At 35.8% G+C, this 1,840-nt stretch carries 2 protein-coding genes; both read right to left on the bottom strand.

Going from position 1 to position 1,840, the window contains the following annotated elements; genetic code table 11:
* Positions 1 to 173 precede the first annotated feature (173 nt).
* A complete protein-coding gene (locus CHU92_RS00660; protein ID WP_094411584.1) occupies positions 174 to 656 on the bottom strand; it encodes a hypothetical protein in 483 nt (160 codons plus the stop codon).
* A 193-nt stretch (positions 657 to 849) separates the two neighbouring features.
* Complete coding sequence (locus CHU92_RS00655) at positions 850 to 1,668, bottom strand: S1 family peptidase (protein WP_207759780.1); 819 nt, start codon at positions 1,666 to 1,668, stop codon at positions 850 to 852.
* Between the last annotated feature and the right edge of the window lie 172 nt (positions 1,669 to 1,840).

Raw genomic sequence — 1,840 nt, 5'->3', positions numbered from 1 at the left:
GAATAAATGTTATAATTTAGAACTGTACTAAAAATGGGGAGTCTACACTAACGTGCCGCGGCTTTGGGCCGTAGCGGCAAGTTAAGAATAAATGTAATAAGAAATTTTGATGTTCAGCGTATCTTCCAAGAAAGATGAACGAGCTATGGCGCCAAACCGCTGTTGGCGGTAGTTTAACTAAAAGTATCTTTTAAGTCTTCCAAATAACTATATGGTTTTCTCCCTAAATCTTTCAAGTTGTCACTTATGCAGCTTCTCAATGACGAATAGTTGGTATATATAGATTCTGAAATCAATAGTTTTTTTCCATCTTTTTTTGAAAGATTCATAACTTCAAATTCGCCCGCTTTTGACCTTTCTAATGTTGTATAATATCCATGAAAATCTTCAAAATTATAAAGCTTGTTCAGAAACAAGCTTTTTACTTCTAAAGTATCTTTTTCTATGGTGATTTTTAAAATACGCCGTCTTAAAATTCCAAGTGTCAGCCATAAAAAAGTAAAAGATAACAAACCACCAACGAAGATAAATTTAAAATTATAATTTTCTCCAAAAGCTTCTATTCTGTTTATGTATAAGTTAACGGTCATTATTGGTGTGACAATAATTAGTAATATTATTAAATATATCCAGAGTGAAAATTTAGACTTAATCATTTATACAGGGTTATCTTTAAATTACCGCCACAACGTTCCCGCGCCTGCCGCTGGTGGCGATTGCGAGGGTTAAATTGTCAAGCTAAGATAAAGAAAATACGTAAACGAAAAACTCCAACTTAGTCCATTAACGCCACTTGCGGCAGGCGCGTGTTAGCGGTTCGTTCTTTTTCCTTTATGTCGTCCGTAAATCTCAAGTCGTTGGGTTTTTCTTTTTTGCTTCTTCTATAGTCGCAATGATGTGGTCAACAGGTTCGGCTTTTGAAAGTCCCGTATTTTCTTCAAATATTATTCGTGGTCTGTTTGTCTGTTGGCTTATTGCTACGTCTGAATATGGAATGTAACTTTTAATTATCCCAATTAAACTGGATTGATTGGAAGATTTTGTTCCTTGAATACTTATAATTTCAGGTTTTGAAAGAATTGGTCCTCCGCGGTTACCTGGAAAAACAAATGCGTCAACCACAAAATCCTTACTTCGATTTTCAAACAAGTCTTTTATTCTTGAAATTACTCCGCCTCTTACAAACACGTGTTGTCTGTCAGCTGCAACAATACCCATAGGAAAACCCATAACGAAAACAGAGTCGCCTTCACTTGTTTCTCTAGCTTGCAATTCTTTTACATCCGCAATGTGTTTGTCTGACTGAAAGAAACTACATTTCATACTTTCATCTAAAACATTGTTGATGTTTACCGGCAAAACAGCAACATCAATTTCTGCATCTGAATGTCCGGTCCAAAGTAATTTTCCGTCCTTGTCTTTAAGAGGTGCTGGATAGTCCTTTGCTGATTGTCCTGTTTGAGGATTGAACCTAACTAATATAAGGTCAAGATTATTTAATACGTGCTTATTGGTCACTAGATATACAACATATTTGTTGCTTCCATCTTCGGTTTTTTCAAAAAGGTCGCCATAAAGAAATCCTGTTCCAATCCATTTTTGTTGTCCGTTAACAATTGTGCCGATTGCGACAACACAGTCAATATACATTGGTGGTATTAAAGCCATTTTTTTTTTTAAGTTTAATGTCCTTGTTTGTGGGTAGTTCATAGAATGACCGCTAACGCCCCAGGCGATTTGCGAAGTGATTTGTATTTTGCAAATCGCTTTATTGTCGGACAGTCCCGGAGGGCTTGTAGACTCCCCATTTTTAGTACAGTTCTAAATTATAACATTTATT

It is taken from the genome of Flavobacterium cyanobacteriorum, assembly GCF_002251835.1.
Taxonomy (GTDB): domain Bacteria; phylum Bacteroidota; class Bacteroidia; order Flavobacteriales; family Flavobacteriaceae; genus Flavobacterium; species Flavobacterium cyanobacteriorum.
Note: the sequence above shows the minus strand (reverse complement) of the source record. Positions and strands in the feature narration are given on the sequence as shown.

What these genes read in the sequence shown, in the direction of transcription:
- CHU92_RS00660 (WP_094411584.1), bottom strand. Translation starts at nt 656, where the DNA reads ATGATTAAGTCTAAATTTTCACTCTGGATATATTTAATAATATTACTA.
- CHU92_RS00655 (WP_207759780.1), bottom strand. Translation starts at nt 1,668, where the DNA reads ATGGCTTTAATACCACCAATGTATATTGACTGTGTTGTCGCAATCGGC.